Origin of the sequence: Aeromicrobium panaciterrae, assembly GCF_031457275.1 — a bacterium.
Taxonomy (GTDB): domain Bacteria; phylum Actinomycetota; class Actinomycetes; order Propionibacteriales; family Nocardioidaceae; genus Aeromicrobium; species Aeromicrobium panaciterrae_A.
In genome coordinates this window covers 1,024,376-1,050,708 of record NZ_JAVDWH010000001.1, presented here as the reverse complement: position 1 = coordinate 1,050,708, position 26,333 = coordinate 1,024,376, and the positions used below count along the sequence as shown (strand labels likewise).

At 64.1% G+C, this 26,333-nt stretch carries 26 protein-coding genes; 8 read left to right on the top strand and 18 right to left on the bottom strand.

The features are described 5' to 3' along the window. Nucleotides 1-13: 13 nt before the first annotated feature. The 10 genes from hpf to J2X11_RS05460 all read right to left on the bottom strand — a co-directional run bounded on the left by hpf (nt 14) and on the right by J2X11_RS05460 (nt 9,790). Nucleotides 14-640, bottom strand: coding sequence for a ribosome hibernation-promoting factor, HPF/YfiA family (gene hpf, locus J2X11_RS05505; protein WP_309967664.1), 627 nt, complete (start codon nt 638-640; stop codon nt 14-16). An 89-nt stretch (nt 641-729) separates the two neighbouring features. Next, on the bottom strand, nt 730-1,425 hold the full coding sequence (locus J2X11_RS05500) for a ComF family protein (protein ID WP_309967661.1): 696 nt from the start codon (nt 1,423-1,425) through the stop codon (nt 730-732). Between the two features lie 60 nt (nt 1,426-1,485). Beyond that, nucleotides 1,486-3,204 (bottom strand): LpqB family beta-propeller domain-containing protein, encoded by a 1,719-nt coding sequence (locus tag J2X11_RS05495; RefSeq protein ID WP_309967659.1) that lies wholly within the window; start codon nt 3,202-3,204, stop codon nt 1,486-1,488. Then, nucleotides 3,201-4,730, bottom strand: a complete 1,530-nt coding sequence (gene mtrB, locus J2X11_RS05490) for an MtrAB system histidine kinase MtrB (protein ID WP_309967655.1) — start codon at nt 4,728-4,730, stop codon at nt 3,201-3,203. Before mtrB ends, J2X11_RS05495 begins: the two co-directional genes overlap by 4 nt. After that, nucleotides 4,730-5,425 carry an MtrAB system response regulator MtrA gene (mtrA, locus tag J2X11_RS05485; protein WP_309967652.1) on the bottom strand — a complete coding sequence of 232 codons (696 nt, stop codon included), beginning with the start codon at nt 5,423-5,425 and terminating at the stop codon, nt 4,730-4,732. Before mtrA ends, mtrB begins: the two co-directional genes overlap by 1 nt. A 20-nt stretch (nt 5,426-5,445) precedes the next feature. Next, complete coding sequence (gene ahcY / locus J2X11_RS05480; protein WP_309967649.1) at nt 5,446-6,873, bottom strand: adenosylhomocysteinase; 1,428 nt, start codon at nt 6,871-6,873, stop codon at nt 5,446-5,448. A gap of 47 nt (nt 6,874-6,920) precedes the next feature. Then, nucleotides 6,921-7,904, bottom strand: coding sequence for a cation diffusion facilitator family transporter (locus tag J2X11_RS05475; protein ID WP_309967645.1), 984 nt, complete (start codon nt 7,902-7,904; stop codon nt 6,921-6,923). After that, nucleotides 7,905-8,072 carry a Trm112 family protein gene (locus J2X11_RS05470; RefSeq protein WP_309967642.1) on the bottom strand — a complete coding sequence of 56 codons (168 nt, stop codon included), beginning with the start codon at nt 8,070-8,072 and terminating at the stop codon, nt 7,905-7,907. Nucleotides 8,073-8,082: 10 nt separating this feature from the next. Beyond that, the gene (locus J2X11_RS05465; protein ID WP_309967640.1) at nt 8,083-9,456 is read right to left on the bottom strand and encodes a phosphomannomutase/phosphoglucomutase; all 1,374 of its coding nucleotides are present in this window, start codon (nt 9,454-9,456) and stop codon (nt 8,083-8,085) included. A gap of 7 nt (nt 9,457-9,463) precedes the next feature. Then, entirely contained in the window at nt 9,464-9,790 is a 327-nt protein-coding gene (locus J2X11_RS05460) for a DUF3499 domain-containing protein (RefSeq protein WP_309967637.1), read from the bottom strand. A 48-nt stretch (nt 9,791-9,838) separates the two neighbouring features. On the opposite strand from J2X11_RS05460, the gene J2X11_RS05455 reads away from it, so the two are divergent. Then, nucleotides 9,839-10,294, top strand: coding sequence for a metallopeptidase family protein (locus tag J2X11_RS05455; RefSeq protein WP_309967633.1), 456 nt, complete (start codon nt 9,839-9,841; stop codon nt 10,292-10,294). Here J2X11_RS05455 and J2X11_RS05450 read toward each other — a convergent pair. The 3 genes from J2X11_RS05450 to J2X11_RS05440 are packed head-to-tail and all read right to left on the bottom strand — an operon-like array spanning nt 10,291 to nt 14,731. After that, nucleotides 10,291-11,643: a DUF5719 family protein gene (locus J2X11_RS05450; protein ID WP_309967630.1), complete on the bottom strand. Its 1,353-nt coding sequence runs from the start codon at nt 11,641-11,643 to the stop codon at nt 10,291-10,293. The genes J2X11_RS05455 and J2X11_RS05450 overlap by 4 nt on opposite strands. Continuing rightward, nucleotides 11,640-14,441, bottom strand: a complete 2,802-nt coding sequence (locus tag J2X11_RS05445; protein WP_309967627.1) for a glycosyltransferase family 2 protein — start codon at nt 14,439-14,441, stop codon at nt 11,640-11,642. The genes J2X11_RS05450 and J2X11_RS05445 overlap by 4 nt, the downstream gene beginning before the upstream one ends. A 35-nt stretch (nt 14,442-14,476) precedes the next feature. After that, a complete protein-coding gene (locus J2X11_RS05440; RefSeq protein WP_309967624.1) occupies nt 14,477-14,731 on the bottom strand; it encodes a WhiB family transcriptional regulator in 255 nt (84 codons plus the stop codon). A gap of 129 nt (nt 14,732-14,860) precedes the next feature. Here J2X11_RS05440 and J2X11_RS05435 point away from each other — a divergent pair, with 129 nt between their 5' ends. From J2X11_RS05435 to J2X11_RS05420, 4 genes are all read left to right on the top strand, one after another. Continuing rightward, nucleotides 14,861-15,625, top strand: coding sequence for a 2-phospho-L-lactate transferase CofD family protein (locus tag J2X11_RS05435; RefSeq protein ID WP_309967620.1), 765 nt, complete (start codon nt 14,861-14,863; stop codon nt 15,623-15,625). Continuing rightward, nucleotides 15,622-16,281 (top strand): TIGR03089 family protein, encoded by a 660-nt coding sequence (locus J2X11_RS05430; protein ID WP_309967617.1) that lies wholly within the window; start codon nt 15,622-15,624, stop codon nt 16,279-16,281. The genes J2X11_RS05435 and J2X11_RS05430 overlap by 4 nt, the downstream gene beginning before the upstream one ends. A 77-nt stretch (nt 16,282-16,358) precedes the next feature. After that, a complete protein-coding gene (locus J2X11_RS05425; RefSeq protein WP_309967613.1) occupies nt 16,359-17,210 on the top strand; it encodes an ABC transporter permease in 852 nt (283 codons plus the stop codon). Next, nucleotides 17,194-17,946: an ABC transporter ATP-binding protein gene (locus tag J2X11_RS05420; RefSeq protein WP_309967610.1), complete on the top strand. Its 753-nt coding sequence runs from the start codon at nt 17,194-17,196 to the stop codon at nt 17,944-17,946. The genes J2X11_RS05425 and J2X11_RS05420 overlap by 17 nt, the downstream gene beginning before the upstream one ends. Nucleotides 17,947-17,963: 17 nt before the next feature. On the opposite strand, the gene J2X11_RS05415 is transcribed toward J2X11_RS05420, so the two are convergent. Both J2X11_RS05415 and J2X11_RS05410 read right to left on the bottom strand, forming a co-directional pair. Next, entirely contained in the window at nt 17,964-19,277 is a 1,314-nt protein-coding gene (locus tag J2X11_RS05415; protein ID WP_309967607.1) for an LCP family protein, read from the bottom strand. A 205-nt stretch (nt 19,278-19,482) separates the two neighbouring features. After that, nucleotides 19,483-20,916, bottom strand: a complete 1,434-nt coding sequence (locus J2X11_RS05410) for an LCP family protein (protein WP_309967603.1) — start codon at nt 20,914-20,916, stop codon at nt 19,483-19,485. Between the two features lie 157 nt (nt 20,917-21,073). Here J2X11_RS05410 and J2X11_RS05405 point away from each other — a divergent pair, with 157 nt between their 5' ends. Next, on the top strand, nt 21,074-22,192 hold the full coding sequence (locus J2X11_RS05405) for an LCP family protein (RefSeq protein WP_309967601.1): 1,119 nt from the start codon (nt 21,074-21,076) through the stop codon (nt 22,190-22,192). Nucleotides 22,193-22,195: 3 nt separating this feature from the next. Here the strand turns inward: J2X11_RS05405 and J2X11_RS05400 are convergent, their stop codons facing one another. Further along, nucleotides 22,196-23,023: a bile acid:sodium symporter gene (locus J2X11_RS05400; RefSeq protein WP_309967599.1), complete on the bottom strand. Its 828-nt coding sequence runs from the start codon at nt 23,021-23,023 to the stop codon at nt 22,196-22,198. Nucleotides 23,024-23,077: 54 nt separating this feature from the next. Here J2X11_RS05400 and dapD point away from each other — a divergent pair, with 54 nt between their 5' ends. Next, nucleotides 23,078-24,013, top strand: coding sequence for a 2,3,4,5-tetrahydropyridine-2,6-dicarboxylate N-succinyltransferase (gene dapD / locus J2X11_RS05395; protein ID WP_309967597.1), 936 nt, complete (start codon nt 23,078-23,080; stop codon nt 24,011-24,013). 9 nt (nt 24,014-24,022) lie between these two features. Further along, complete coding sequence (locus tag J2X11_RS05390) at nt 24,023-24,847, top strand: hypothetical protein (protein WP_309967595.1); 825 nt, start codon at nt 24,023-24,025, stop codon at nt 24,845-24,847. On the opposite strand, the gene dapC is transcribed toward J2X11_RS05390, so the two are convergent. Together dapC and fdxA are read right to left on the bottom strand one after the other, a co-directional pair. After that, the gene (dapC, locus tag J2X11_RS05385) at nt 24,844-25,956 is read right to left on the bottom strand and encodes a succinyldiaminopimelate transaminase (protein WP_309967594.1); all 1,113 of its coding nucleotides are present in this window, start codon (nt 25,954-25,956) and stop codon (nt 24,844-24,846) included. The genes J2X11_RS05390 and dapC overlap by 4 nt on opposite strands. Continuing rightward, nucleotides 25,953-26,279 (bottom strand): ferredoxin, encoded by a 327-nt coding sequence (gene fdxA / locus J2X11_RS05380; protein WP_309967592.1) that lies wholly within the window; start codon nt 26,277-26,279, stop codon nt 25,953-25,955. The genes dapC and fdxA overlap by 4 nt, the downstream gene beginning before the upstream one ends. Nucleotides 26,280-26,333: the final 54 nt, after the last annotated feature.

Below are 26,333 nucleotides of genomic sequence, written 5' to 3'. Positions count from 1 at the left end.
CATTAGGCCGTGCCTACGTGGTGACGTCCAAATGAATCACGCCGTAGTCGTACGCCCTGCGCAGGTAAACGACGCTGGGTCGCATCGAGTCCTTTTCGAGGAACAGATAGAAGTCGTGGCCCACGAGCTCCATCTCGTACATCGCCTGTTCGAGCGTCATCGGCGTCGCTTCGTGCGTCTTTTCGCGCACGACAAGTGGGCAGTCGCCTTCGACGTCGATCGGTCCGGCTTTGTTGATCGGCGGAGCGTCGTCGGGGACGTCGGTGACCAGATCCTCGAGAGGCAGCTGTGCCGTCGCGGCGCCCAGTGACGTGGGGCCACGCTGTCCGTGATGGATGCGGGAACGGTCTACTGCGCGACGCAGTCGCGACTCAAGTTTGTCGATCGCGGCGTCAAGCGCGGAGTGCTGGTCGGTGGACGCGGCTTCGGCGCGAACGGCCGGTCCTCGCGATCGGAGGGTCATCTCGACGCGGGCGGCGGTGTCGTGCTGGCGCGGGTTCTTTTCATGCGTCACTTCGACCTCGACGCGATGAATTTTCTGGCGGGTGTCGTACTTTCCGATGCGGAGGAGTTTCTCCTCGACGTGCTCCCTGAATCGTTCGGAGATCTCGCTGTTGCGACCGTTGACGACAATTTCCATGGGAGCTCCTTGCCTCGAGTGATGCTCGGCTCATGCCATATTGCGACGGTAGACCTGCGTTGCAAATATCTCTATAGGTTCGACCAAACTCATTGGTGATCATCAGATCTGAGAGGCGTCGCGGCTACGACTGCGACTCCGATCGGCCGTCGATCTGCCGCCGTCAGCACGCGTACGGCCTCGCCGACCGTCGCCCCTGTGGTGAGGATGTCGTCGATCACGACGACCTGGGACGGAGTCCGGAGCGTCCCCCGGCGGAGGCGGAACGCGCCGCGCAGGTTGGCTGCGCGAGCGGATGAGTCGAGACCCGATTGGTCGACCGTCGCCCTCGCGTACGTAAGTGCCTGCTCGACCTTGACATCGACACCGATGCCCCTCAGCAATCGCACACTCTCGCGGGCGAGTTCATCGACGACATCCGTGCCACGCGAACGCTTGCTCCGTCGTGATGTTGGCACGGGAACCAGCACAATCGGGCCACAGTCGGATGACAGATCGACGACGGAAGCGGCCAGCAGATGAGCCAACGGCGTGGTCAGACCGAACCTGCCCTGCTCCTTCCAGGCGATGAGTGCGACTCGCAACACCCCCTCATTGGTGCCTGCCGCGATCGGAGTGACGTCCGGCCCTCGAAGCGCCGGCGGTGTCGGCGTTGGCCAGGCCACGCGCGGATCGGGACGTATCGACGCCCCACACGAGCGACACAGTCCCAGCGCAGGACATTCGCAGCCCGGACAACGTGCGCCCAGGATCAGGTCGGCGGCCGACACCGCCAGCTTGCCCATCGATCGATCATCGTCGGCCCGGGTCGAGCGCCACGCCAGGAGTTCGTGCGCTGTGGACGCTCAGCGTCCGTACGTCAGACCTGTGACCTCTGCCGACTTGACCACGTGCCACGTCCCGTCGGGAGGCAGGTACCAGACACGGTCCTTCGTGTCGGTGGCGTACCGCGTCTGTGGATCGCCGGCGCCGAGGGCGAGTACATCGGCTCCGACGTCGGGCAATAGCGCGCCGCCGCCAACATCGCTGTCCCCCGCCGAGCTGTCGATACGGATGTAGTGAACCTGTCGGCTGATCTTGCTGCCGGAGAGATAGGCCAACTGCGTGTCCGACGCCCATACGGCGGAGGTCGGCGTGGCCGCGTCGACCGCGAGGGGTTGCGGGTCGGTGAGTCGCAAGATCTGGTTGTCGTCGCTGCGCTGGATCATGCCGACGTACACACCACCGTCAGCCGTGACGGCATACCGAGAACCACCCGGTGACAACGAGAAGGTCGTGACGTTGAGTCCGGCAAGCGACCCGATCGGCAGAGCCGTGATGACGTCGTCGCGCACCAGTCGCACGCGAGTGGACCCTCCAACACGATCGACGAGCCAGAGGACTCCGTCGCGGTCCCAGCGAGGAGTCACGAACTGACTGCCGCCGTAGACACGCGGTGCAGAGCCGGCCCGGTTGGTGACTCGCACCTGCGAGCGACCCTGCAGAACTCCCGCCACACCCGAGTCGCTCACGGCGACCCGAACAGCACCTCGCGCATCCTTGCCCCAGTCACCTGTCAGCGGAGCAATACGATCCTCGTCAATCTGCACAACTTTGTCATCGCTGATCCCGTACACATGCGTGCCAGAGGTGCTCGGGCCGAACGCGCCCCACGAGTCAATCGGCTGCACCGGAAGTCCGTTGCGGGTGAGGACGGTCGCGCCGCCGGAGAGTCGTACGCCTTCGATCTCTGGCACCTGGCGCAGCGTCCAGATGATCTGTGCGGACAAGTGGTCCTGCGTCGACTCACTCTCGGTTCGAAACTCCTCATCGAACTCGACATCGGCCACCCCGTCGGAGATTGGCACCGACGTGCGCAGCGACTCGAGCTTCGGCACGTACGTCCGTGTCACGTCGTCATCGACGGCCGGGCCCCGAGCCAAGCTCGCCACCAGGGACGTTGCCAACTGATCGCCGACCGCCAAGTAGACCGGGACCGGGATCAGGCGTCGCCCTGGGTTGTCGAACATGAAGATGTTGAACGGACGGAAGTAGTCGTTGAAGTACTTGCTGCTGACCAGCAGCCCGGCCTGCGGGGTCGCGATACGCCACTCGCCGTCAACCTGCTGCAGTCCGTATGTGAGATCGGAGTCGCCCCTCATGCGGGTGTAGCGGCCCTGCTGATCGAGTCGCGCGATCTGCGAGGACGACATACGTACGACGACCCGGTCGCCTGCATCGTCGCCGTCAACGTCCGTGGAGCGATCGGCAACTGGAGCCGAGACCTTCGGGCGGGAGTAGACCCGTACGCCATCGAGCGGGCGCCAGCCCTTCGCCGCCGACGGGGTGAGGAACGCGGACGCTGTGCCGGTCGACACCGGGAACGCGAGCATCGCGTCGAGGTAGCCCAGCACGATCTCCTGCGGTGACGCTCCAGGCACAGGAAGAGCCGGGGCATAGCGCACGGTGCTCTCGCCGAAGCCCTTGTCATCAGCAACGCGAGTGACAGGCCCGGAGGTCGGAATACTGCCGCAGCCTCCCACTAGAAGTACGCCAACCACGGCGACCAGCAGCCGTCTTCTCATGCGTACACCGATGTCAGTGCTGGAGTCGCCGCCGATCCGTCGGGCTTCGGGATCGTCAGGATGAACTCGCTTCCCTCGCCCGGTTCGCCCCACGCCACCAGCGATCCACCGTGCAGCTGCGCGTCCTCGCGAGAGATCGGCAGACCGAGGCCAGTGCCACCCTGCGTACGGGCAGGGTCCGCGCGCCAGAACCGGTCGAATACCCGATTGGTCTCATCGCCGCTCAGCCCGACTCCGAAGTCGCGTACGGCCAGCGAGACACAGTCGTCGTTCTGGGCGATCTCGATCTCGAGGCGGTCCGATCCGCTGTACTTCGCGGCGTTCGTCATGAGGTTGCGGACGATGCGATCGATACGTCGGATGTCGGCCTCAACCACGGCGGGCTCGTCGGCGCCGATGACCTTGACCTTGATGCCCTTGCGCTTGATCGTCGGGTCCTTTGACGCGTCACGGGCCACTTGAGTGAGGTCGATCGTGTCCAGCGCGAGCTTGGCCGCCCCGGCGTCAAAACGACTGAGGTCGAGCAGGTCTGACAGCAAAGACTCGAAGCGGTCGAGCTCGCCCTTGAGCAGCTCGGCGGATCGTGCGGTCTGAGGATCGAAGCGCTTGCGAGAGTCGTACAAGACCTCACTGGCCATCTGAACCGTGGTGAGAGGCGTGCGCAGCTCGTGCGACACATCAGACACGAACCGTTGCTGGAGTCGCGAGAGGTTTTCGAGTCGCCGAATCTGGCTCTGAAGACTGGCCGCCATCTGGTTGAACGACGTGCTCAGACGGGCGATGTCATCCTCGCCGCTCACGTGCATGCGCTGCTCGAGATTGCCGCTGGCGTAGCGCTCAGCAATACGTCGCGCCATGCGGATCGGATCGAGCACCTGCCGCGAGACAAGCCAGGCGACGCCGCCCACCATCAAGACCATCGCCAGGCCGCCAAGCAGGAGTGCGCGACGTACGAGGTCGAGCGTGGACTGCTGATCAGCCATGGAGAACAGATAAAACAGCGCGTACGTGTCCCCCGTGCCGGGAGCGCGCAGCTGACTGCCGACGACCACAGACGCCTCGCGATCCTTGCCGCCGAGCAGTCCGAGCTTGGAGTAACGCCAATAGGTGCCGGCCTTGCTCTTGACGGTGTTGGCGAGGTCCCTGGGCAATGCATCCGGCAGGATCGCGGCCGAGGAACGTACGGGGACCTGTCCACCTGCAGTGGCCAACGGTCCTTGCAACACGAGCTCGTAGGTTCGCCGTGCTCCACGTGCACTGGTGAGCGAGTCCACCATCTGGGTGAGGCTCTGGGACTGGGTACCGGGCTCGGTCTCCACGGCCGCATCGAGGCGAGCCTGTGCGGCTTCAAATCCCGAGCGCGCTTCGGAGATCGCCGCTGTACGGCGGCTCTCCGCGAGACCGCTCGCCACGTCACGCAGCAGCGCCCAACCGGTGAGGCTGATGACCAGCGCACTCAGCAGGATTGTGCTGGTGACGACTCGTGCCTGGATCGAACGGCGCCAGATGCCGGCGAGGCCGCGCATCAGGAGGGTGTTATCGCCTGGTAGCCAACACCACGAACCGTGCGAATGATCTCGGGGTTCTCAGCGTCGTCCTCGATCTTGGAGCGCAGACGCGTCATGTGGACGTTGACCAGCTTGGTGTCGCCCGGGTGGTGATAGCCCCAGACCTTCTGCAGCAGGACCTCACGGGTGAACACCTGGGACGGGTCACTCAGCAGGCAGGCCAACAGGTCGAACTCGAGCGGAGTCAGCTCAAGCGGCTGACCCTTGCGGGTCACGGTGTGGCCAGCCGGGTCGAGCACGATCTCTCCGAACTCGAGTGGCTCGACCAGGGTGTCGGAACGACGCAGTCGCGCCCGTACGCGGGCGACCAGCTCGGTGTTCTTGAACGGCTTGGTGATGTAGTCGTCAGCACCGGCCTCGAGACCCGCCACGACATCTGGGGTGTCGGCCTTGGCCGTCAGCATGATGATCGGGACGGCTGACTTCTCCCGGATCTGTCGGCACACGCTCATGCCATCGAGACCCGGGAGCATCAGATCGAGCAGGACCACGTCGGGCTTGAACTGTGCGAACACAGCCATCACGCGGTCGCCGGAGCGACACACACCCGTGGTGAGTCCTTCGCCCTCAAGGACGATCGTGAGCATCTCGGCGAGCGAGGCGTCGTCATCTACGACGAGCACTCGGTCCCGCTTCGTGCGGCGATAGTTCATGAGGCGGCGATGCTACAGGCTCAGTAGCGGTAGAGGTCCGACTTGTAGGGGCCGGCGACGTCGACACCGAGGTAGGCGGCCTGCTCCTTGGTCAGCTCAGTCAGCTCAACACCGAGGGCGTCGAGGTGCAAACGAGCGACCTCTTCGTCGAGGTGCTTGGGCAGAACGTGAACGCCGAGCTCGTACTGGCTGGCCTTGCTGAAGAGCTCGATCTGAGCCAGCACCTGGTTGGTGAACGAGTTGGACATCACGAACGACGGGTGACCCGTCGCGTTGCCGAGGTTGAGCAGACGACCCTCTGACAGCACGATGAGCTTCTTGCCATCGGGGAAGATCCACTGGTGAACCTGGGGCTTGATCTCGTCCTTGACGATGCCCGGGATCTTGGCCAGACCGGCCATGTTGATCTCGTTGTCGAAGTGACCGATGTTGCCGACGATCGCCTGGTGCTTCATCTTCTCGAAGTGCTCGACGCGGATGATGTCGAAGTTGCCCGTGGTCGTAATGAAGATGTCAGCGGTCTCGACCACCGACTCGAGCTTCTTGACCTCGTAGCCGTCCATCGCAGCCTGCAGAGCGCAGATCGGGTCGATCTCGGTGACGATGACGCGAGCACCCTGGCCGCGCAGCGACTCCGCCGAACCCTTGCCGACGTCGCCGTAGCCACAGACGACAGCAACCTTGCCGCCGATCATGACGTCGGTGGCGCGGTTGAGACCATCGATCAGCGAGTGGCGGCAGCCGTACTTGTTGTCGAACTTGCTCTTGGTGACCGAGTCGTTGACGTTGATGGCCGGGAACAGCAGCGTGCCGTCACGGAAGCGGTCGTACAGGCGGAGGACGCCGGTGGTGGTCTCCTCGGAGACACCCTTGATGTCCTTGGAAATCTTGGTCCAGTGATCGGGCTTCGCGGCGACCGAACGGGCCAGCACGCGCAGCACCTCCTTGAACTCCTCGTTGTCGGTGCTGTCCTGCGAGGGGACGACGCCGGTCTTTTCGTACTCGACGCCGAGGTGCAGCAGCATCGTGATGTCGCCACCATCGTCGAGGAGGACGTTCGGGCCACCCTCAGCGAAGTCGAAGACCTTCTCGGCTTCATCCCAGTACTCGGCCAGCGTCTCGCCCTTCCAGGCGAAGACGGGCGTGCCCTTGGGGTCTTCAGCGGTGCCGTCACGACCGACAACCACTGCGGCAGCAGCGTGATCCTGGGTCGAGAAGATGTTGCACGTTGCCCAGCGGACGTCGGCTCCGAGATCCACGAGGGTCTCGATCAGCACTGCCGTCTGGATCGTCATGTGCAGGGAACCGGCGATACGAGCGCCAGCGAGCGGCTTGTCCTTGCCGTAACGCTCCCGCATGGCCATGAGGCCTGGCATCTCGTGCTCAGCGAGCACGATTTCCTTGCGGCCGTATTCGGCGAGGGACAGGTCAGCGACGTTGAAATCCATGCGCTAAGCGTACCGGCGGCCCCCCATGGTCACCGAATCGGCCGCCCTCAGTGTGACGGAGCCGCAGGAAGATCTGGGCGTTCCTCGGGTACGTAGTCGGCTTTGAAGATGTCTGGCTCGATGAAGACCTGCGACGCCATCGGTTCGGCAGCGCGTACGTTGCGCTCGGCCGCATTGATGGCCTCGGCGATCTGGGCGCCGGTCGACTTCTCCGAGACGCCGATCTTGACGGCGACCAGAAGCTCTTCGGGCGCGATGTGCAGCGTCTTCAGGTGGATGATCTGCGTGACGCCGGGAGTCGATTCGATCGCGCCACGGATGTTGGCGTTTGACTCCTTGGTCGCGGATTCGCCCACCAGCAGACTCTTGACCTCGATAGCCAAGGTGATCGCGACGACGACCAGCAGTACGCCGATCGTGGCGGTACCGGCAACGTCGAAGTAGCCGTTCTCGGTGATGAGCGTCAGGGACACGGCGGCAAACGCGACGACGAGGCCGAGGAGGGCAGCGAAGTCTTCCAACAGGATCACCGGCAGTTCAGGCGCCTTGGCCTTGCGGATGAAGGACCACCAGCTCTGCTCGCCGCGCACCTTGTTGCTCTCGCGGATCGCCGTGCGGAACGAGAGTGATTCGAGCACGATCGCAATGCCGAGAACGATCAATGGGACGAAGCGCCACTTGCTGTCGAAGACGTCACCGCCATGGCCATCGTGGATCTCGTGCCACTTGTGATACGCCTCGTAGATCGCGTACAGGCCACCAATGCTGAACAACACGATCGCCACGACGAACGCGTAGACGTAGCGCTCACGGCCATAGCCGAAGGGGTGTTCCTCGGTGGCCTCGCGCTTGGATCGCTTGCCGCCCAACAACAGCAGACCCTGGTTGCTGGCGTCGGCCACCGAGTGGATCGACTCAGCGAGCATCGATGAGAAGCCAGTCAGCAGGAATGCGATGAACTTCGTGACCGCGATGCCGGTGTTGGCGAGCAGTGCCGCGACAACGGCCTTGGTGCCGCCCTCAGCGGACACCTAAAGGGCCCGAGCCTCGTCAACCAGCATCACCGGGATGTCGCGACGCACGGGATATGCGAGCGAGCAGGCGTTGCACACGAGCTCGCTTGCCTCTTCGTCGACGAACAGGGTCGCGCGGCATTGGGGGCAGACGAGGATCTCGAGGAGAGCCGGATCAAGGTTCATGTTCTCCACCTTACCGACGTATAACGGCAAGAACCTCGTCACGTACGCGTGCCATCTCCGCCTCCGTGTCAGCCTCGACATTGAGGCGAAGCAACGGCTCAGTATTCGAGGCACGCACGTTGAACCACCAGGTGTCGCCCTCGACTGTCAGGCCATCGAGTCGGTCTTGCGGCAGGTCTGCGTACGTCTGTGACAACGACTCCATCACGGCTGCGCCATCGTCAACGGTGCTGTTGATTTCGCCGGACGCGACGTAGCGCTCGTACTGCGCCATCAGCTCCGAAACCGTTCCGTCGGTCTCGGCGAGCGCGGCCATCACGTGGAGTGCGGCGATCATCCCGGAGTCGGCGAGGAAGAAGTCTTTGAAATAGAAGTGTCCGGAGTGCTCTCCCCCGAAAACGGCTCCTGTGCGAGCCATCTCGGCCTTGATCAGCGAGTGACCGACCGGCGTACGTATGGCCGTGCCGCCGCGCTCGACGATGATCTCGGGGACTGCCTTCGACGTGATGACGTTGTGCAGAATCGTGGCGCCCGGGGTCGTGATCAAGGCACGCGCAGCAATGAGGGCGGTGATGGCTGACGGCGACACGACGTCGCCGAGCTCGTCGACGACAAAGCATCGATCGGCATCGCCGTCGAATGCCAAGCCGATGTCAGCAGCGGTCTCGAGCACCTTCGCCTGAAGGTCCACCAATGTGCTGTGGTCCAGCGGGTTGGCGTCGTGGTTGGGGAAGGTCCCGTCGAGCTCGAAGTACATCGCGGTCAGCTCGAGGTTGAGAGGCGCGAACACCGACGGAACCGTATGGCCGGCCATACCGTTGCCAGCGTCAGCGACCACCTTGAGTCGGCGACCTGCAGGCACGGGTACGAGCTCGTGGAGATAGTCGGCATACCGAGTCAGAGCGTCCCGCTCTTCGTAGGTGCCTTGAGGATCCGAAGCGACGGGCGATGCCAAGCCAGAACCGTTCAAAATCGTGGTCGCCTTCTCGGCAATCGCCGACAAACCTGTGTCGTAGCCGATCGGCTTGGCTCCGGCCCGGCACAACTTGATGCCGTTGTACTCGGCCGGGTTGTGGCTCGCGGTGATCATGGCGCCGGGCAGGTCGAGATCGCCGGAAGCGAAGTACAGCAGGTCAGTCGAGGCCAACCCGATGCCGATGACGTTGCCGCCCTGAGTGCGTACGCCATCGCTGAAAGCCTGCGCCAGGACTGGGGAGGTGTCGCGCATGTCGTGGCCAATGACCACAGTGCCGCCGCCCGTGACGCCGGTCTCGAGCGCGAAGGCCATACCGAGCGCAAACGTCATGTCAGGGTCGAGCTGTTCGGGAGAGAGGCCACGTACGTCATAGGCCTTGACCACGGCCTGGAGTCGGGGATCGATCACGCGGCACTCATTCTTGTAGAGGTCTTACGAGTCGCAGCGCGGGCTGACCCTCGGGCACCGGTTCGGCGGGGCGGCCAGCTTCACGTACGGCGTCTGCGAGAGCCAGAAGGTCATCACGGCTCGGTGCTCCAGCTTCAGGATCGGGTGCAAGTCGCAGCACACTCCAGCCCTGTGGCGCCGACATCCGCTGCGAATGCTCGACACACAAGTCGTACGTGTGCGGCTCGGCAGCGGTGGACAGCGGTCCGAGGACGGCAGTCTGATCGGCGTAGACATACGTCAGCGTCGCCACGGCTTGCATTGAGCAAGCCGAACGGGTGCATCGTCTGACCATGTGGTGAGGCTAACCGTCCCCAAGTCGCCACCGCGTTAGGCTCACCGCATGGATCGCGCTGTGGGATCAAACTGGGGCGGAATTGTGAGTGGTCCCCGGCCTGGTCGGATGCGCGATCGCCGAGGAGCTGGGTTGCGCGGACCCATGGCGATGCCCGGTCCGCTCTCTCCACGCAGCGTGCCGGCCCATCGGACGCCTCGTGAGTCGTTCGACCTCCTCGTCGGCGATGTCCTCGGTGCGCTTGACCATCACTTTGCGGCTGAGCCAGACCACGTCGACATCGTGGTCGAGGAAGCACCACTGCTGCCGCCCGAATGGACCGACGAGGTCCCGCTGAGCATCGTGGTGGCGCGACCCGGCGCCATGCGCGTGGTGTTGTTCCGGCTTCCGATGTCACATCGTTGCCGCAACAAGACCGACCTCGAGGATCTCGTCTGGTCGGTCGTTCTTGAACGTCTTGCCGAGGTCTGGCGCATGTCGCCAGATGATCTCGACCCGCGCTAGTCGATCGGACGTACCTGCGGGGCAAGCACTCTGATCGGTGCCGACAACAGTGCAAGTGAACTGACGAGGCCGCCGTCGCGGTAGGTCGCGGCTCCCACGACTTCACCCTTGCTCTGAACGACGAGGTAGGCGATGCCCTTTTGGGTGAACTTCTTCGCTACGTCGATGTGCTTGGTGGTCTCGCCCTCGATCGACATCGTGAACTCACCCAGCTGCTTCATGTTCTTGTCGTACGCAAACACCTGAACGCTCGAGGTCCCACGCGGCGCAGTCACAATCAGATCCGGTGCGCTGACGCCCTTGCCAAGCGAAACCGGCACGATCGCAGGGCCAGAGAGCGGAAGCACGGACTCGGCGTACGCATAGTCGAGCTCATTGGGCGCCATCCGCACCGTCGCGGCCACCGGGACATCCGAAGTGACTTTGAGTGCCTGGCGTGCTCCGCCGGCTGTGCTCGGTACCTCCACCAGGCGAACCGACTCGCCCTTCACTTTGATGGCGCCGAGGCCTTCTGGTTTGAAGGTGCTCTTGGACCCGATGACGTCGACCTCGACTCGTGCAGTCGCAGTGCCTGGGTTGAGGAGTGCGAGCGTACGGCCGCTGGCTCCAGACACCAGACCGCCAACGACCTGGCTGCGTCGAGGCGCAGAAGTCGCGGTTACCGGCTCGGTTCCGCCGAACACGGCGGTCGAGAAATCGTTGACGACTGCGGACACGGCACCACGACGGCGAAGGACGCGAAGGGCAAGCTCTGGCTCACCCGCCGCAAGATCCTCCAGCTGAACTCGGCGGGTCGTATGGGGCTTGATCACGATGCCCTTGGCACCGACGGCGTCAATCTTTCCGTCCGGACCCCACAGGTCGAGATCGACCGCGGCGGGAGCAGTTGTCCCGTTGGTCAAGGTCACCGTCGAGAAGTGCTTGACCCCTGATCCGAGGCCAAGGAACCAGGCGGCGTCAACACTCGCCGAACACGAGCCCACGCCTAGTCCGCTGCCGCCTGCCTTGGGCGCGATGCTGCCAAAGAAGCCCGACGGCCCTGACCCACGGCCCTGCTGCTCGACGAGGACTCCTCGTCCATCCACCCGTGCCGTCCTCCAGCTCCGCGTACCGCCGAGGTCCTTGGCGGTGGACTTGCCGGGCAGGACAGTTGCCGTGCCCGTGGTGCCTGGCGAAACCTGCCCAGCGGCGACAGTGATCCCAGCTCCGGCAGGACACCCGTACGTCGTCTGGGTGACCTTCACTCCCGCAGGCGGACGCGGGTCATCTGACTGTTCGGGTGCGAAGTAGGCGCCGATGACCAACCCCGCTGCGACGAGTGGGATGCCAACGGTCCGATAGCGGATCATGTCGTGGCCCCCTCATCTTCGAGGAGGGCGTCCTCAAGAAGCGGCTCGAGCTCGCGTCGGCGAACCGGAGCTGTGAGCACGATGGCGAGCAACCAAGCGAGGACCTGAACGCCGGAGACGATCGGGTGCCACATGGGGGCCGTCGCACTATCTGACTTCGGCTTGATGGTCAGCGTCCACACACGCGATCCCGGAGAGTCGCTACCCGCCGGTGCCAGCAGGGGCGCGCCGTCCACACGGCGGGCGACCTCAGGATCCGCGGCCGGTGCGTAGATCGCATCGATGCCATGAGCGCTGAGCACGCGGATGTCATCGGCGGTGGCGTTGGCGAGCACTCGGCGTACAGCCGCCGTGAGCTCCTTGGTGGCCGGAGACGATCCGGCGATCGCTTCTTGGCCGAGGTAGGGGCCGTCGCCATCGACGACGCGATAGTCGACACCCTTCGCGACGGTGCCGGTCAGAACGAGGGTGTTGCCCGGTCGATCGGCGAGGAAGACCGGGACGACCGCCGATCGTCCAATGTCGAGCGGGTCAGCGTTGCCGCGTCCCAGCCACCATGCGGCTGAGCCGATCGGCAGCACCAGCGCGACGACCACAACAGCGACCAACGCGGGCCGGGAAAGCTTCCGCCAGGCTTCCGGCGCGGCGAGCAAGACAGCTGACAGGAGCCCGCCGATCCAGACGACAACCGGCACTCCGACCCAGGGCTCGATCGAAGCCGGTCCAGCGTGTGTCGAGTAGGTCACGAGGGTGCCGATCAGAGCAACCGCCAATCCCAACAGCGCAACCAGCCATGAGAGCTCGACGCCCAAACGCGAACGTGGCGGCCAGAGCGCGAGCACCGCCAGCACTATCAACCCGATCGTCAGCCAGCCAGGAGCCGACACTCCTCCAGCTCGGCCGAGCACAACATCGAGAGCAGTGGCGGAACCAGGAACGGGGAATCCCGCTTCCCACCACATGCGCCACGGCCGAAGCGCGCGCTGGAACAGCCATGGACCGAGAAGGACCAGGGGAACTCCAGCCGCCGCCAGAAGATAGCGGCTCACCCAACGGCCCTCGGCGTACAGCAGGATCAACAGACCGCCGAGCCCCAGCACCAGGGCGATCGGTGCAAACGCGGCGGCGACGGCGATCCAGATGCCGACTCGCAGGCCGAGCTGCCAACCGGGTGTCTCGGCGAGCTGGATCGCGGTGTTGACGATGATCGGCAGAACGATCAGCGCAACGACAGTGCCAATCCGGCCCTGATTCACAGCACCCATCGCCACGATGCTCAGGCCGTACGTGACAGCGACCGCAATACGTATGCCGCGATGTGGCGACAGCAGGCGACCCAACCGGTGAGCCGAGAGTGCACCGAGCGGCACTGCGAAGAGCATCAGCGTCCACACGACTATGCCCGGGTGGAACCACAAGGGAATGGAGATCAACGCCAACGGGATCGCGAATACGGGCGCGAGCACACTCGCCGTTGGCAGCTCGCGGTGACGGTCGAACAGCAACGACCACCAGCCGTAGGCCGACTCCGGGGAGGCCGGGAGCGCCCCACCGTGCAGGCCGGCGCCGAACAGCCCGCGGCTGGCAAACAGCGACAGAATGACCAAGGCGAGGACGACCGCGAACCAGGGACGGCGCGCCAACACCGATGGCTCGTCCTCGAGGTCGACCGCCTCGTCCGGCGACTCGTCAGGTCGCGTCGACCTGCGGCCCACCGTCGCGACGGCCTCCGGGCGTACAAGGGCCGTGATCGTCTCTCGGGCAATGTCGTAGCCGTGCTGATAGGGCAGCCAGTACGGAGCGAGCAGGCCGCGGATCTCTCTATGTGGTCGAATCGCCGTCCTGGCGCGCTGACGTCGGCCCTTGAACAGCCGGATCGGATGCGTGTACGCCGATCGCAGAGCCAGCAGCTCATCGCTCGCGGCCTCAGGATCCTTGCCGATCAGGAACGCCATAACGCGAAGGAGTGATCCGATGAAGAGGCGAACGCTCTGGAACAGGAAGAACGGAGTCGGGGTGTTGACCAACAGCGTGTAGAGCGCAGCACGGCGCGGCTCCCAGTGCGGAACATCGCTGCGCGAACGGCGACGAGTGCCGCGACGGGAGGCCTCTGCGTGGAACAGGACGGCGGTTGGAGCAGTACGCGTCCGGTACCCCGCTCGAGCAACCCGCCAACCAAAGTCAATGTCGTCGCCATGCAGCGGCAACCGGCGATCGAAGCCGCCGAGCTCGTCCCACACATCACGGCGGATCAGCATTCCGGCGGTGTTGACGGCGAGCACATCGCGCTCACGGTCATGCTGGCCCGCATCTGGTTCGCCGGTCTCCAAACCTGTCTCGCGGCCACCGGTCGACGTGATCGTCAGGCCGACCTCTAGAAGGCGACGCAGCGATGGCCACTCACGGATCTTGGGGCCGACGACGGCAATGTCCGGCGCCGACGTGGCCGTGTCGAGCAGACCCGACAGCGTTCCGGGAAGAACCGACGAGTCGTCGTGAAGCAACCAGATCCAGTCCGTACGTGGCAGCGACTCAAGCGCTAGTCGTACAGCGTCACCGAAGCCCGTACCGGAAGGAGCGACCGAGACGCGCCCCGCGCCGAACGAGTCGCGGAGCATGTCAGCACTGCCGTCGGTGGAGGCCACATCGACGACCTGCCACGCCGTTGGCGCAAAGAACATCGAGCCGAGTGAGGCGATGACCTTGGGCAGCCAGGTGGCTCCGTTGTGGGACACGAGCACCGCCGCCACAGTTGGCGGCGCGTCCAGCCAATGGCGCGTCGTCTGAGTCTCGTCCACAGCTAGCGACCTTAGTGGACGAGGTTAAGCGGAGGTCAGGCTCGCTTCTTGAGCTTGCGCCTCTCGCGCTCGGACAGACCGCCCCAGATGCCGAACCGCTCATCATGGCCAAGGGCGTACTCGAGGCACTCACCGCGGACGTCACAGGTCAAGCAGACCCGCTTGGCCTCGCGCGTCGAACCGCCCTTTTCAGGGAAGAACGCCTCGGGGTCAGTCTGAGCGCAGAGGGCTCGCTCTTGCCACATGAGTTCTTCATCAAGCTCCGGCGGCAGACCCAAATCGAATGACATACTTGAAATTACAAGCCTGCGACTCTCACAAGTCAAGCGGAATCGCAAGATTCATCAAATACACGGCGTGTCGCCGGTCAAAAGTCACCGCGCGTGAGGACACTCGCCGAGGACGCGAGACACTTGGGTATGCGCATCACGATCGTCACCGGCTCGGACGGTGCCTCTTTCGTCCACGAGCTCGCCTCCCAGCTCGACTCGGGTGACGAGCTGACCGTCATTGCCCCAACGGTTCGTGGACACCTTGCCGCCGGACTGCAGGCGAGCCCGGATATCGACGGGCTCCTCTCCCCCAGCCCCACACCGACATACTCCGTTGCCGACGCCCTTGACTCGGTCGAGTTCACCCCCGGCTGGCAGCGTGCCAGCGACCAGGCAGTTGCCGCGCGACTCGTCCGTACGCAGCTCGTTGCGACCGGCGCCACGCTGACCGACGCCACGATCGCGGTCGGCATCCGTTCGTCACTTCCGTTCACACTGCTGCCGGTGTGTGACGAGCGAGCAGAGTTCAGGGTCGTGCACGGATCCGAGGATCCTCGGGCAATCCACGTCGACGAATACCTCGCCACCCCAACGGCGTACGAAGCCACCCAACTCCTGCTCGTCGCGGACAAGATCACCGTCTCGAAGGCCGTCGCCGACGCACTCGGCGAGACCGATGTTCTGGTCCTCGGACCCTCCAGTCGGACTCTGGCAATCGACCCGGTGCTCCGCACCCCCGGCTTCCTCGAACTGGTGGGCGGCTCGCTGCCGGTACTCGTCGTCGAGCACGAAGACACCGCCCCGACTGAGCTCGTACGAGTGGCCGGACTTCGCCAGCCAGATCCCGGTCGCCCGCGTTCCGTGCCGAAGAACGCACAAGCCGTGGTCCAGATCGCACGCGTGTCCGTATGAGTCTCGACAAGCTCCTCGCCGGAATCACCGACGCTTCCGTACCGCTGCTGACGTACTACGACATCTCGACGGGCGAGCGGGTCGAACTCAGCGGTACGACCACTGCCAACTGGGTCGCCAAGACCAGCAACTTCCTGGTGGACGACCTCGATGCCGACAGCTCGTCACGCATCCGGATCGGCATACCGACTCACTGGCTGCGATTCGTCTGGATTCTGTCGGCCTGGAACGTCGGTGCAGCGATCGTGGATTCGGCGGCCGACATCGGACTCAGCGGGCCGGAGCTCGAGGGCGATGAGCGCCACCGTGTTGCCGCGTCTCTGCGCCCACTCGGCGGCCGGTTCATCTCCGAGCCCGAAGGCTTCCTGGATCTCGGTGCCGAGGTGCCGGGGCACGGCGACCATTTCTTCGCCTCCGATCCACCGACCGAAGCAGCAGTCGCCCTCGACTTCGGGGGCGTGTCGCGTACGCACGCGCAGCTCCTGGCGACCCCGTCTGACAGCCGACGCGTACTTGTCGAACCCGGCACCGTGGAGCGCGATGCTCAACTCATCGTCGCGGCCTGTCTCGGTGGCGGCTCTCTGGTCGTCGTGACGTCTGCCACTCCCGCTGATCTGACGCGCGTGGCGCAGCAGGAGTCAGCCCAGATCACATAGGGCGATCCACTACACTCGGGATGCCGCGGTCGGGTCTGATCGTCCGGCGAGAACTCACAGTAGGGACCCATTTCCAGATGCACGCCAATGACGTGGGACCGGGCGGTCTCCCACGAGTAGGCGCACGGCCCCCTCTGGGTGCCTACCTTCGCGAAGTCTGGGCACGACGCCAGTTCATCCTGTCGCTGGCACAGTTCCGCATTGAGGCTGACAACCAGCGCAACCGTCTCGGCATGCTGTGGGTCGTTCTCCAGCCTGTGCTCGAAGCCAGCGTCTACGGACTCGTCTTCGGCATGCTGCTCGCAGGCAGCCGCCCACCCAACTTCGTTGAGTTCCTGGTCATTGGCGTCTTCATGTTCCAGTTCTTCTCATCCACGTTCGCTGCCGGGTCGAAGTCGATCACTGGCAACATCGCGCTCTTGCAGAGCCTCAGCTTCCCGCGAATGACGCTGCCCATTTCACTCGTCGTTCAGCGACTTCTGCTGTTCATCCCCACGATCGGCATCATGCTGGTCCTGGTCATGCTCACCGGCAACAAGCCGCACGTGAACTGGCTGTTGCTGATCCCGCTCGTCGGGATCTTCTTCTTCTTCAATGCTGGGCTCACGCTCATCACGGCACGCCTGACGGTCCACGTTCGTGACCTCAAGCAGTTGCTGCCCTTCATCACGCGGCTGCTGTTCTACACCAGCGGCTTGTTCTTCAGCGTGGAAGAGCGGTTCAAGGATCACCCAAAGATCCTTCGCTTCGCCGACTTCCAGCCGATCCACGAATTCCTCACGCTCGCCCGCGGCATCTTGCTCGGCGGCGACGCATACAAGGTCAAGATGGACTACTGGCTCTACACCTCCGCTTGGGCCTTCGGCATTTTCGCCATCGGAGTCGTCTTCTTCTGGGTTGCGGAGGAGCGTTATGGTCGCGCCGACTGATCGCAAGCCCGTGGTGATCGTGGACGACGTCCACGTCGAATACAAAGTGCTCGCCACCGGCAAGCGCGCCACCGCAGCAGACAGCTCACGCAAGCTGATGCAGCGCTCACGCCGTACGCGTTCGGTTCACGCCCTCAAGGGTGTGTCGTTCACGGCCTACGAGAACGACAGCATCGGCGTCATCGGATCCAACGGATCCGGAAAGTCGACTCTGATGCGTGCCATCAGCGGCTCGACGCCCACGTCGCAAGGCGCCATCTACGCCGCGTCACGACCCAGCATGCTCGGCGTTGGAGCCGCCCTGATCAAGGACCTGTCGGGTGAGCGCAACATCATCCTCGGCGGATTGGCTTTGGGCTTCACTCGCCGCGAGATGGAAGCGCGACTGGATGACATCGTCGAGTTCGCCGGCCTGAGGGAGTTCATCAACCTCCCGATGCGCACCTACTCATCCGGTATGACGGCACGCCTGAAGTTTGCGATCGCGACCGTTCAAGACCACGAGATCCTCATCGTTGACGAGGCACTCGCCGTCGGTGACCGGGCCTTCCGTCGCCGGAGCGAGGCTCGCATCCGCGAGATCCGCGACAACGCGGGAACGATCTTCTTGGTCAGCCACTCGATGCAGTCGATCCGCGACACGTGCAACCGCGTCATCTGGATCAACAAGGGCACCTTGATGATGGACGGCGATCCCGCTGAGGTCATCGATGCGTACCAAGCCTCAACCGGCTGAGTGCCGAAGCAGTTCGACTAGCAGGTTGCTGCCAGGTCGTCCGTCGTATTGGCGGCGCGCTGGGTCGGGTCCTTCTTCTTCTTTTCGCCATTCGCAGCGGAAGCCTTCTCTGACTTCTTGATCGCGGTCTGGATCATCGCGTGGATCGCCGGGAAGTTGGGGTTGACGGTCGACACGACTGGCGGCACCAGCGAAACGACGCCGATCTTCTCGCCGCGTGACTTCAGGGCAAGGTCGGCGAACTGGCCGAGCTCGACCTCGGGGATGTTGGTGCTCAACAGTTCCTTGCCGGACGCGGCGATCTGCGTCGCGTTCGTGAGCACCTTCTGCGGGCTGAGCTGGTCGAGCATCGCCGCCATGAGGCACTTCTGGCGACCCATGCGGGTGAAGTCGTCCGACGCGACGCGGCTGCGCGCGTACCAAAGGGCTTGCTGCCCATCAAGCTTCTGCTCGCCCGGCTCGATGTACGTCTGCTTGTAGGAGTCATCGTGACCGAACATGGCGATGCGCGTCTTGACGTCCATCGTGACGCCACCGACCGCGTTGACGAGTCCCTTGAAGCCGTTGAGGTTGACCATCACGTAGTAGTTGATCTTGAGATCGGTGGCACCCTCGACTGCGTCGATCGTCGCCTCCAATCCCGGGTCGTCACTGTCGGGATAGAGGTCGGTACGGTTCTGCGCCGCCGTGTGCACTGCATTGAGCAAGCACGTCGGCCCACAGTTGTAGCCGTACGGGTAGACCTTGCGCATGGGCGAATCCGCCGCAAACGGGACGTTCTGCAGATTGCGCGGCAGTGAGACGAGCACCGTACGACCTGTGGTGGCGTCAATGCTTGCGATCGTCAGCGAGTCCGGACGGACGCCGATCCGATCCTTGCGGGCATCCGAGCCCACCATCAGGATGTTGTAGCGCCCCTTAAGGGGAGGCGTCGTCTCGGTTGCGGTGAAGACCGTTTTGACGGTGTCGCGCGAGACCTTGATGAGTTGCGAGGCATAGGCCGTCGAGCCTGCAACGCCAGCGACGATGCCGACGTTGATGAGTGTGATGATCGCGGCTCGCTTGAACGGCAACCTGAACGGGGAACCGAGGCGCCACGCGTCGACGAACAGCATCAGCCACAGAACACCCAAAGAAACCAGGGCTATACGGGCGATCGCCAGCTTGTCGCTGTTGGTGAAGTAGCCAAGGAACGTTGCTCGGTCAGTGAAGTAGGTGAAGGCCAGGAATCCGCCCAGGCCCAGCAGGCAAACCCACACGAACAGAGCGATCCGACCCACGAATCTGCTGCCGACTGCCGACTGCGCTGAGCCGGGAAAGATGATCGTCATCAGGCACAACGTGAGGGCTCGGCGAAAGCGGACACGCGGCGAATCGAGGTGGCGGTCCTGATAGCCGCGGCCTAGGAGACTCGCGCGGTGCGACATGGTCCCTCACGAAAATGGTGGCCGACGAAGCATCCATTATCACTGACACAGGTGCCATGTCTGAAATGAATGAGTGTGATCTACGGCTAATCTCAGGTTCCGCAGTCGATCAGCAGGAGGAGTCGAGGTCCGCCGACTGGTTGGCCTTGCGAGGGTCATTCGAGGTGTCGTCGGTCTTCGGGAGCGACAGCTTTGCCTGCGTCAGACCTGTCTTGTGTGTCGACTTGCCCTCGGACTTGGCGATGGCCTTGTCGATGACGCGACGAACCTTGTCGAAGTCCGGGCTGCCCGTATAGATCAGCGGCGGCACCAGCGAAACGGTCGACATCTTCTGCGACTTCGCCTTCAACGCGAGGTTCATGAACACGTCGAGGTCCTGCTGCGGGATATTCGTGCTGAGCAGCGCCTTGCCCGAGTCGGCGATCTTCTGAACGTTGAGCAGAACCTTCTGCGGGCTGAGCTGCTTGAGCATCGCGTTCATGACGCACTTCTGGCGACCCATACGGGACCAGTCGTCGTTCTGCACTCGGCTGCGCGAGTACCAGAGCGTCTCGCCGCCATCGAGCTTCTGCGTACCGGCTTCGATGTAGCCACGGATCGGTGAGCCGATGCCGCCGATTGCCGTGCGCTCCTTGACGTTGATGGTCACGCCACCCACGGCATCGACGAGCTTGGAGAAGCCGTGCATGTTGACCAGCGCGTAGTAGTTGAGCTTGAGCCCGGTCGCCTCTTCGACGGCACCCATGGTTGCCTCGAGGCCTGGGTCCTTGGTGTCGAACAGATCCGCGTGGTCGTTGGCCCAGGTGTTGATCGCGTTGAGGTATTGGCCCTCACCGTTGAATCCGCTCGGGAACTGCTTCGCCATGACCGAACCCTTGGGGAACGGCATGTCCTGCAAGTTGCGGGGAAGACCGATCAGGACGGTACGACCCGTGTCCTTGTCGATGCTGGCGACGGTGAGCGAGTCGGGGCGCAGGCCGCTTCGGTCCGGTCCGGAGTCGCCGCCGAGAAGCAGCACGTTGTAGCGACCGTCCTCGGGCTCCGACACCGTCTCGGAGGCAAACACCGTGCCGATGAACGAGCTCTGTACGGCGACGAGGTGTGCGGCGAAAAACATGGTGCCCGCGGTGACGAAGCACAGCGCGCTGTTGAGTCCGGTCATCCAGAGGCGATGGTTGCGAGCCATTTCGAGCGGGCGTCCGAGACGCCACGCATCGATGATCAAGGCGACCCAGGCGATGGCACCCGCCATCAGCACGTACCGGCCCAAGGTCAGCAGGCGCGGATTGGTCAGCAGCGAGAACAGTCCCGTACGCGACGTCATCGACAGCAGCAGAAGGAACCCGCCGAAAGCGAGGAACGAGAGCCAGATGCGGACGCTGATGCGACCGACCTTGCGATTGCCCATCACGAGCTGGGCGGAGCCCGGCATCACGAGGGTCATCGCCGTCAGTGTCAGGGCACGGCGAAACTGGATGCGGGCCGAGGTGTCGGCCGGACGGGCGTAGGAGCCACCCATCACACTCGAGCGAACGTCAGACATGTTGTCCTCACGTGGGGAAGAAGCTGAGGCGGTTCTCAGTATTGCCCTCAACCTTCAAGTCGTGGTTGAAGGCGCGCCGTGAAAGTCTCAGCAATTTCGAAGGCAGTTCCGAGCGGGATTGAGCTCCTACGTCGAGCAGTCCGGTACGGTCATTTGCATGCCAGGTGAGTGGTCTGAGGGTGAGTACGGATGGCTGTACGGCGACGGGAAGTCGACCCCTCCCAAGGCTGCTCCGGCATCGTCCGACCTGCCGCCGCCCAAGCTGCCGCCACCGGGGTCGGTCCGCGCCCAACCCGCTGAGCGTCCACCGGCGCCGCCCAAGAAGAAGCGCAACGGGCGCAAGATCTTCGGCTTCGTCCTGCTTGCGTGGATTGTGTTCCTGGTCGCCGTACCTGTCTGGGCCTGGGGCAAGATCGGCAAGGTCGACGCCGAGCCCAACGGTGCGCGCCCTCCGGAGCAGCCGGGCACCACATACCTTCTCGTCGGTTCCGACAGCCGTCGCGGACTCACCAAGGCAGAGCAGAAGGAGCTCGCAACCGGTGGAGACAGCGGTGGTCGAGGTCGTACGGACACGATCATGCTGCTGCACACCGGAAGCGGTCCGACACTGCTAATGTCGCTGCCGCGCGACTCGCTCGTCGACATCAAGGGCTACGGCCGCACCAAGATCAACGCCGCGTACGCGTTTGGCGGCGCTCCACTGCTGGTCCACACGATTGAGCAGAACACCGGCATCCGGGTCGACGACTACGTCGAGGTCGGCTTCGGCGGCCTGGTCAAGGTCGTCGACTCCCTGGGTGGCGTCGAGATCTGCCCCAAGACCGATCTCAAGGACAAGGACTCCGGGCTCAACGTCAAGAAGGGCTGCCAGACCGCCGATGGCAAGACGGCGCTCGCCTACTCCCGCAACCGCCACACGTACGCGACGCAGGACATCCAGCGCGTTCAGAGCCAGCGCGAGGTGCTCGGCTCGATCGCCAAGTCTGCCAAGTCACCGTGGACTGTTCTCAACCCGTTCCGCTACATGCGGGTCGCGAGCGGCGCTTCTGGGTCGCTGCAGATCGGCGACAACGTTGGCCCGATCTCGCTGGCGAAGTTCGCGCTTGCGCTGTCGGCGGCCATGGGCGGCGAAGGCCTCAACTGCACCGTCCCGCTGCGTGACTTCGCCGTGACGTGGGATCCCGAGCGGGCACCCAGGATGTTCGATTACATCAAGACCGATCGCACTGCTGACATAGGCAAGCTCTGCACCAAGGACGGCCTGCCGAAGAATTGAGGGTCAGCCAACCCGGGCGCGACGCATCGGCGCGAGTGCAAGAAGTGCACCGACGTACATGACGAAGCCGTAGGTGAGCACCGTCGTCACTGCCAGATCAGGTGACTTGCTGAGGCTGACCACGAGCAGAGCGAGCGTCAGATTGCGGACCGCGGTGATCATCGACACCGCGGCACGCTCGCTTGATCCCTGAAGCTGTGGCAGCCCGTACGCGGCCAGCGTCACAACGACGATCATCACGATCACGGGGAGCGTCGCTGCCGGCAGATCTGCGATGTGGCTCAGCGTGGTGACCGCGAACCAAAGGATGATCCCAAGCAGGAGCAGGTCGGCGATTCTTCCGGCTACGACATGCACGCGGTCCGCAGTTTCCGGGTTCCGCCTGCGCAGGGTCATCCCGACCGCGAACGGTACGACCTGCGCGACAAGCAGCCCGGCGACCAAGGCCGCAGCCCGGTCAAGGTCGAACGACGATTCCGACGACAGGACCAACATCCACAGCGGCACCGCTGCAAGGGCAAGGAGCGCCAGCATCGCCTGAAGAGAGACGGCCAAGGCGAGCGATCCGCCGGCATGACGTACGAGCAGCGGGCCAGAGCTACCGCCCGAGGCGGCGGCAGACACGAGGATCCCGAGAGCGACTGGTGCGGGGAAGTCGATCACCGAAACGGCGATCGCGGCCACTGCCGGAACTGCCACGACATTCGCGACGACGGCGATGGCCAACGAGGCTGGTCGCTGCGTCAGCTCCACGAACGATTCCGTCGTGAGGTTGGCTCCGATTGCCAGCATCGACGTCACCAGAAGGACGACAAGGACGACGGAAGTCATGCGGAGCAACCTAGCCTCATCCTGTGCTCACAGGCGCCCCGATAGATTGGAGCAATGAGCACAGCCAACGCATACGCCTACGGAGTCGCCACTCTGACGCCCGACGGCACAGTGCTCGACGTCTGGTACCCGTCCCCTCAGCTCGGAACAGCGCCGAAGGGCCTGACCGAACCGGCCGAGCTGACTGCGTTGGCTGGCAAGGATGAGATCCGCAACGTCGTCAAGACCGTGGTCCTGACCGAGATCGCCGATCTCCAGGCAGCACCGACGGACGCATATGACGCCTACCTCCGCCTGCACCTGCTGTCGCACCGTCTGGTCAAGCCGCACGGGCAGAACCTCGATGGCCTGTTCGGTGCGTTGACCAACGTTGTCTGGACGTCGATCGGTCCCTGCGCTGTCGACGGCTTCGAGGCGACCCGCGCACGTGCTCGTGCTGCAGGCCTCCACGTTCAGGTCACCAGCGTCGACAAGTTTCCCCGCATGACCGACTACGTCGTACCGAGCGGCGTACGCATCGGCGACGCTGATCGCGTACGGCTCGGCGCTCACCTCGCCGAGGGCACCACGGTCATGCACGAAGGCTTCGTCAACTTCAACGCTGGCACGCTCGGCACGGCGATGGTCGAAGGGCGCATCTCCGCCGGTGTCACCGTCGGCAACGGCTCCGACGTCGGTGGTGGCGCCTCGATCATGGGCACGCTGTCAGGCGGCGGCAAGGAAGTCATCAGCGTCGGCGAGAACTCGCTGATCGGCGCCAACGCCGGCATCGGCATCTCGCTGGGCAACGACTGTGTCGTCGCGGCCGGCACCTATGTCACCGCCGGCTCCAAGGTCACGATGCCCGACGGCTCGACCGTCAAGGCCGCCGAGCTGTCGGGGCAGGACGGCATCCTCTTCCTCACCAACAGCCAGACTGGTGCAATCGAGGCTCGGCCTCGCGGTGAACGTACGGGCATCGAGCTCAACTCCGCCCTGCACGCCAACTAGTAGCCGCCGATGAAGCTGCGCTGGCTTGTTGTATGTGGCCTCGTTGCCGCAGGCATCCTGGTCGCCACCGGTCTGCGCGATCGTGCGCCGTTGCGCAGCGAATACTGCGTAGCGGAGGTCGGCGACGTACGCGCTCAGGTCGATCTCGAGCAAGGTCGTTGGGCCAGCCTGATGGCGGCCATCGCCCAGGAACGCGGGCTGTCACCGCGGGCCACGACGATTGCGATCGCTACGGCATTCCAGGAGTCGAAGATCCACAACATCGACTACGGCGATCGCGATTCAGTAGGCCTGTTCCAGCAGCGACCCTCGCAGGGCTGGGGCACCGTCGAGCAGATCATGAATCCGCACTACGCGATCGGCCGGTTCTACAGCGCTCTCGCCAAGATCAAGGGCTACGAGTCGATGGTCATCACCGAGGCGGCGCAGAAGGTCCAGCGCTCTGGATTCCCCACCGCGTACGCACAGCACGAACCCGAAGCTCGAGCTCTCGCATCGGCACTCCGGGGCTACAGCCCGGCGGCCTTCACCTGCCAGATCAACCCCCAAGGCAACAGCAGCACCCAGGTTGTCGTCGAGGATGTACAGAGGGCTTTCGGCAAGATCGAATCAGGTCAGGACCGCGACAATGCGCGCTTCCCGCTGACAGGCAAACCAGCAGACGTGAAGGCGCGTGGCTGGGCCATCGCCCACTATCTCGTCGGCAATGCGTCGCATTTGGGCATCACGACCGTGAAGTTCGAGACGAAGCAGTGGAACGCTGAACGTTCCGATCTCGGCTGGACCAAGACCGACGACGCCGACCCAGACATCGTGCGGGTGTCGACCAACTAGCTGGCGAGGCGCTTCACGGCCGCGGCGATGCGTTCTTCTTTGGCCATGAAGGACAGGCGCACGTAGTTGGCGCCAGCAGCGCCATAGAAGTCGCCCGGGGCACCGAGGATGCCGCGCTCGGCGAGCCAATCGATCGTCTTGCGGCCGTTCTCGCCTCGGGTGACCCAAAGGAAAAGTGAACCCTCGGAGTGCTCGACCGTGAAGCCTGCGGCTTCGATCGCCGTACGCAGGTCGTAACGACGCATGGCGTAGGCCTTGCGTTGGATCTTGACGTGCTCGTCGTCGCCGAGAGCGGCAGCCATGGCTGCCTGGATCGGCGTCGGCACCATCGAGCCGAGGTGCTTGCGCACCTCGAGCAGCTCGGTGACGATCGCCTGATCGCCGGCGACAAAGGCATCGCGGTAGCCCGCAAGGTTGGAACGCTTGGACAGCGAGTGGACAGCAAGGATGCCGTCGAACGATCCGCCGCAGACCGACGGATGAAGCACCGAGTAGGGGGTGTCTTCCCAAGCGAACTCGAGATAGCACTCGTCAGACACGACCAGCGTGCCTCGCTCGCGAGCCCACTCGACGACCTTGCGCAGGTGATCGATGCCGAGGATCTTGCCGCTCGGGTTGCCCGGCGAGTTGATGAAAATGATCGCGGGCGCCTTGGGGCCGACCGCAACCGTGGAGTCCGTTGCGATGACATCGCAGCCAGCGAACCGCGCACCAACCTCGTACGTCGGGTAGGCGAGCTCTGGGACGACCACCAGATCACCGGCACCTAGTCCAAGCTGGATGGGAAGCGTGGCGATGAGCTCCTTCGAGCCCATCGTCGGCAGGACTTGCGAAGGCTTCAGGCCAGAGACCTCAAACCGTCGCTCGAGCCAATCGACGGCAGCCTGCCGCAGCGATTCAGGACCAAACACCGTCGGGTAGCCAGGTGAGTTGGCGGCCGCCCTGAGGGCGTCCTGCGCAACCGCGGGGGTGTCGTCGACCGGGGTGCCGATCGAGAGGTCGACCAGCCCTTCGGGATGGGACTCGGCGAGCGCCTTGGCGTCAGCGATCGTGTCCCACGGAAAATCAGGAAACCGTGCGGAAACTCCCCCGAGCCGCACGTGAGTCACTCGTCGTGTTCCTGCGGCGGCAGCGCTTCGATGATCGGGTGATCCTTGTCGATCTTGCCGAGCTTGGCAGCACCGCCGGGCGAGCCCAGGTCGTTAAAGAAGTCGACGTTGGCGGTGTAGTAGTCCTTCCACTCCGCCGGGGTGTCGTCCTCGTAGAAGATGGCCTCAACGGGGCACACCGGCTCACACGCACCACAGTCGACGCACTCGTCGGGGTGGATGTAGAGCATGCGGTTGCCCTCATAGATGCAGTCCACCGGACATTCGTCCACGCATGCGAGGTCCTTGAGGTCCACACATGGCTGGGCGATCACGTAGGTCACGAGGTGTTCTCCTTCGAAGGTTCTCGTCCATTATCCCGTGGCCGCCAAGATATC